This is a genomic window from Steroidobacter sp. (assembly GCF_016790065.1).
Lineage (GTDB): Bacteria > Pseudomonadota > Gammaproteobacteria > Steroidobacterales > Steroidobacteraceae > Steroidobacter.
The window spans coordinates 1-5,380 of the sequence record NZ_JAEUPY010000373.1 but is presented as its reverse complement, the minus strand read 5'-3'; the positions used below and the strand labels follow the sequence as shown (position 1 = coordinate 5,380).

The 5,380-nt window shown below is 61.1% G+C and carries 4 protein-coding genes; 3 read left to right on the top strand and 1 reads right to left on the bottom strand.

Annotation, left to right across the window (positions count from 1 at the left end; genetic code table 11):
• On the top strand, nucleotides 1-1,338 hold a 1,338-nt coding region (locus JNL55_RS15330), incomplete at its 5' end, for a serine hydrolase domain-containing protein (RefSeq protein ID WP_293855049.1).
• Here the strand turns inward: JNL55_RS15330 and JNL55_RS15325 are convergent.
• Nucleotides 1,316-1,816, bottom strand: coding sequence for an Lrp/AsnC family transcriptional regulator (locus tag JNL55_RS15325; RefSeq protein ID WP_293855046.1), 501 nt, complete (start codon nucleotides 1,814-1,816; stop codon nucleotides 1,316-1,318). The two genes, JNL55_RS15330 and JNL55_RS15325, sit on opposite strands and share 23 nt — an antisense overlap.
• Before the next feature lie 134 nt (nucleotides 1,817-1,950).
• Here JNL55_RS15325 and JNL55_RS15320 point away from each other — a divergent pair, with 134 nt between their 5' ends.
• Together JNL55_RS15320 and JNL55_RS15315 are read left to right on the top strand one after the other, a co-directional pair.
• Nucleotides 1,951-3,009: a Glu/Leu/Phe/Val dehydrogenase dimerization domain-containing protein gene (locus JNL55_RS15320; RefSeq protein WP_293855043.1), complete on the top strand. Its 1,059-nt coding sequence runs from the start codon at nucleotides 1,951-1,953 to the stop codon at nucleotides 3,007-3,009.
• A gap of 1 nt (nucleotide 3,010) precedes the next feature.
• A partial coding sequence (locus tag JNL55_RS15315) for an indolepyruvate ferredoxin oxidoreductase family protein (RefSeq protein ID WP_293855040.1) occupies nucleotides 3,011-5,380 on the top strand: 2,370 nt, incomplete at its 3' end.

The window sequence follows — 5,380 nt, the reverse complement described above, 5'->3', positions numbered from 1 at the left end:
GGTCGCAAGATCACGGTACGCCACTTGATCCTGCACACCAGCGGCCTGCGCGATCAATGGTCGTTGTTCGAGATGGGCGGTCACACCCTGGACGATCGATTGGAGCAGGGTCAGGTCGTCAACATCGTCTCGCGCCAACGCGGCCTGAACTTCGATCCGGGCACCCAGCACTCCTACAGCAATACAGGCTACACGCTGCTGGCCGAGATCGTCCACGCCGTCAGCGGCCAAACGCTGCGTGAGTTCACCACCGAGCGCATCTTCCGCCCGCTGGGCATGAACAGCACTTTCTTTTTCGACGATGTCACCGAGATCGTCCCCGGCCGCGCCCACTCCTACGAGCAAGAAGGCGACGAGCAGAAGCAACTGAAGCGCTCGCTGCTGAACTACGACAACGTCGGCGCCACCAGCCTGTTCACCACGGTCGAAGACATGGCCAAGTGGGCGGGCAACTTCACTCGCCCGACCGTCGGCGATGCCGCCCTGATCGAACAGGTCAGCACCAACGGCACCCTGGATAACGGCACGCCCATCAACTACGGCTTCGGCTTGGTTCGCGATCAAGCGGATGGACGGACCCGCGTGAGCCACTCCGGCTCGGATGCCGGCTTCCGCTCGCAGTTCATTTACTACCCGGAGCAGGACTTCGCGGTCATCATCACTGCCAACGTCCCGTTCAACATCAAAGCCAAAGCAACGCAGATCGCCGATCTGTACTTGCCAAAATCCGAATCGGCCGCACCGGAAGCCAAGCCCGAGCTGTCGCCGGAAGATCCGAACGCCGACGCTGCGCCCCTCGCTGGCTTGTTCGCACGACCGGAATACCGGCAACACGTTTCGCCGGTGCAGCTGCAATTTGAAGGTGGCAAGCTGTTCCGCACCGACAACCGCGGCGAACGCAAGAACGCAGTGCTGCGCCAGGACGGCAGCTTCGATTTCGGCGACCCGAGCTGGATGAGCTTCCGACCCGTGCGTGACGCGAAAGGCCAAGTGACGGCGCTCGATATCAAAAACCTCTACGAGTCCGCACCGCTACGCTATCCGCGCGTGCAGCCTTCAAAGTTGAACGCTGCTGGATTGGCACCATACGCCGGGCGCTATCACAGCGCCGAGCTGGATATCACTTACGACGTGCGCGTCAAAGGCGATCAGCTCACGCTGAGTTCGCTGTGGATGTCGGAGCCGAGCACGCTGAAGCAAGTGGTCACCGACCGTTTCGAATCGGAGCTGTGGTGGAGCAGTGCCGTGCTGTTCCAGCGCGACCGTGCCGGCAAGATTCGTTCGCTGAGTTTCAATTCGGACCGCGCCAATGGCGTCATCTTGCAGCGGGTCGAGTAACACTCAAATGGGTTAGTGGAAACGGCGCACCGTCTTTGACGGTGTCGATGACGAAGCTGCTATGGATGCCTTTGACGCCCGGCACTTTGATCAGCCGTTCCAGCGAAAACTCCCGATACGCATCCAGATCGGGAGTGACTACTTGCAATAGAAAATCGAAATCGCCCGAGGTGATGTAACAAGACACCACCTCGGGAAAGGCTAGCAAGGCGTCTCTGAATTTCGCCGCCTCGACCTCCTTGTGCAGCTCGATGTTCACGGCCACGAACACCGTCATGCCCAGGCCGATCTTCTTGCGATCGAGCCTCGCGCCATAGCCCTTGATCAAACCCTCCGCTTCCAAGGCCCGCACTCGCCGCAGACAGGGCGAAGGCGACAACCCCACGCGCTCCGCCAGCTCCAGATTGGTGAGCCGGCCGTCGGCCTGCAGGGCTTCGAGAATTCGGCGGTCGTAAGCATCGATGGGGACACTTGGCATGTTCTGCTCCAAAAGCCAGCAAAGGTGCGCACTCTGCGCAGTTAGTCTAGCCAAGAACGCGCACTTCGCAATCAATCACCGGCCTGATCGCGCCATGATGGGCACCCCAGCTAGCGCCCAATGAGCGAGCCCCCATGGCCATCAGCGAATCCTCGGAGTTCGATCAGCATGAGCAAGTCTGCTGGTTTGCCGATCCGGCCAGCGGGCTGAAAGCCATCGTTGCCATTCACAGCACCAAGCTCGGGCCAGCAGTCGGCGGGACGCGCTTCTGGCCTTATCCAACGGAACGCCTGGCCGTGGACGACGCCCTGCGACTGTCGCGCGCCATGTCTTATAAGTGCGCGCTCGCCGGTGCGCCGTTCGGCGGTGGCAAGGCGGTGATTGTCGGTGACCCCGGTGTGTTGAAGACTCGCCCGCTGCTACATGCCTACGGAAAGTATCTGAATCGGATCGGGACCGTGTTCTGCACGGGAGAGGATGTCGGCTTCTCCGTGGCGGACTGCGAAATCATTCGCGAAGTCTCTCCCTATATCGCAGGCACCAATAGCGCCGGCGCGGGCGATCCATCGATTCACACGGCGCAAGGTGTATTCCACGGCCTGCGCGCCGTACTCGAAGCGCGTCTGGACAGAGATGATTTCTCCGGCGTGCATGTCGCCGTACAGGGTCTCGGCAATGTTGGCTCCCGCTTGTGCCAGTTACTCGCCGAAGCCGGAGCGCGATTGACGGTTGCTGACGTTCGCTCCGAGCGTGCAGACCAACTGGCTCGTGAGCTTGGCGCTCAGGTTGTCGATGCCGAACTGATCCATGCCGTCGATGCGGACATTTTCGCGCCCTGTGCACTGGGCGGCATCGTGAATGAACGTACGTTGCCGCAGATCAAAGCAAAAGCCATTGCAGGCGCGGCCAACAATCAACTCGCCGCCGCAACTCTGGGCGCAGAGCTGCAGCGACGAAACATCTTGTTCGCGCCCGACTATGTGATCAACGCCGGTGGCGTCATCGGCGCCGTCGAAGAAGCGTCACGAGTGCCGGGCAGAGCGCAGCAATCCTTGGAACCCGTCGAAGTACGCTTGCTGCGAATCCATGAACGATTGCGAGATATTTTCAACCGCGCCGAACTCGAGCGCACCACGCCGGAGGCGATGGCCACACGCATCGCCCAAGAATTGATCGCCCGCGCGGGGCGCTGATATGAACGCCCCGTCTTTGCCAACGCCGGCGCTGGACGACAAATATCGACTCGATCAAGGTCGAATCTTTTTGTCGGGCCGACAAGCGCTGGTGCGCTTGCCGTTACTGCAGCGTCAGCTCGATCGTAAGCGCGGCTTGAACACGGCGGGATTTATTTCAGGTTATCGAGGCTCGCCGCTCGGTAGCTACGATGCGGAGCTGTGGAAAGCGCGTCGCGTGCTCGAAGCACACGACATCGTGTTTCAACCCGGCGTGAATGAGGATCTCGCTGCCACCGCCGTCTGGGGCACTCAGCAGGTCGGCTTCGTGCCGGGACGTAAAGTCGATGGTGTGTTCGCGATCTGGTACGGCAAGGGCCCAGGCGTGGACCGCTCCGGCGATCCTTTCAAGCATGCCAATCTACAAGGCACGGAGCCGCACGGCGGTGTGCTGCTGGTGTTTGGTGACGATCACGCCGGCAAATCCTCCTCGACCGCGCATCAGAGCGATCTCGCGCTCGCCGCCAACGATATTCCTGTGCTCTACCCGGCCTCGGTCGAGGAGATACTGGAACTGGGTCTCGCAGGCTTCGCTTTGTCTCGTTACTCCGGATTGTTGGTCGCGCTGAAGATCGTGAATGAAACTGCGGATGCGACCGCCGTGGTCGCTGTGGATGCAGAGTCGCGTGACTTCATCGAGCCGTCGCTGGCTTCGCCGCCCGGGGGTGTGCACATCCGCAAAGAGCTTTTAGCGCTCCAGGAACAGGATGCTCGAATCGTGCGACACAAGTTGCCACGAGCACTGGCCTTCGCACGCGCCAACCGTTTGGATCGACTGGTGTTTGGCGCAAGCGAGCCGCGCTTCCTGATCGTTACCGCCGGCAAACCTTACGCGGATGTGCTCGCGGCCCTGGCCATGTTAGGCATCGATGAAGCCACGGCACGACGCGTCGGCATCGCGATCTATAAGCCGGTGATGATTTTTCCGCTCGAGCCCGAAGCGCTGTGCGCCGCCGCTGCGACGGCGGAAGAAATTCTATTCGTCGAAGAAAAACGCGCGCACATGGAGCGACAGGCGGCGAGTTTGCTATTCAATGCTTCGCATCGCCCACGTCTGTCCGGAAAAACCGATCCCAGCGGCGCAGCCCTCTTAGCGGCCGACTTGCCACTCGATGCGTTGTCGGTGGCGAAGGTGGTTGCCGAGCGACTGTTTGAAGCCTTCCCCGACCTTGGTGCGACGGTGCCCGGCTTTGTGGAACGCGCCGACAGCGTTCGCAAACGATCGGAACAAGTCATCTCAGCAAGTGTCGCGAGCCTCGCTCGCCGACCAGCGTTCTGCGCCGGTTGTCCCCACAGCACCTCCACCAAAGTGCCGGAAGGTTCCATCGGCATGACGGGCATCGGCTGCCACGCCATGGCGATGTTCATGCCGGAGCGCAATCCGCTGCCGGTAACGCACATGGGTGGCGAAGGCGCGACCTGGCTCGGCATGGCACCGTTCACGAGCACCGAGCATGTGTTTCAGAACCTGGGCGACGGCACCTACAACCACTCGGGATCGCTCGCCATTCGCGCCGCCGTGCAAGCGCGAGCCCGGTTGACTTATAAAATCCTTTACAACGATGCAGTCGCAATGACCGGCGGTCAACCTGTCGAAGGTGCACTCACCGTCGGGCGCATCGTCGCTCAAGTGCTTGCCGAAGGCGTGAACTCAGTAACCGTTGTCTCCGAACATCCCGAAAGATTTCGCGAATCGGGCGAGCTGCCACCCGGCACACACGTACGACATCGCGATGAACTGGACGCGGTTCAGAAAGCCCTGCGTGAGATGCCCGGTGTGACAGTGCTGATCTATGACCAGACCTGCGCGGCAGAGAAGCGTCGGCGTCGCAAGCGGGGCCAGCATCCCGATCCGGACCGACGAATCTTCATCAATAGTCATGTTTGTGAAGGCTGCGGCAACTGTTCGGTGCAATCGAACTGTCTTGCCATTCAACCCTTGGAGACCGAGCTCGGCCGGAAGCGCGCCATCGATCAATCCGCGTGCAACAAGGATTTCTCGTGCAGCCAAGGCTTCTGCCCGTCCTTCGTCACGGTGCAAGGCGGCCGGCCGCGTCGTTCCGGCGCCACCCTTTCCGATGAGTTGATTGCGTCGTTGGTTGATCCTCAGATTCCCTCACTCGAACACAGCTTCGACATGCTCATCGCCGGCGTCGGCGGCACGGGCATCGTCACGGTCAGCGCCATCGTCGGCATGGCCGCGCACCTCGACGGGTACGGTGCGAATCTTTATGACATGACCGGCCTGAGCCAAAAAGGTGGCGCGGTTTTCAGCCACGTTCGACTCAGCAAGGAACCGGGGCGAACTGTTCCCGCTCGCATCGGATCGCAC

Coding starts and splice junctions, on each gene's coding strand:
- JNL55_RS15325 (WP_293855046.1), bottom strand. CDS start 1,816: ATGCCAAGTGTCCCCATCGATGCTTACGACCGCCGAATTCTCGAAGCC.
- JNL55_RS15320 (WP_293855043.1), top strand. CDS start 1,951: ATGGCCATCAGCGAATCCTCGGAGTTCGATCAGCATGAGCAAGTCTGC.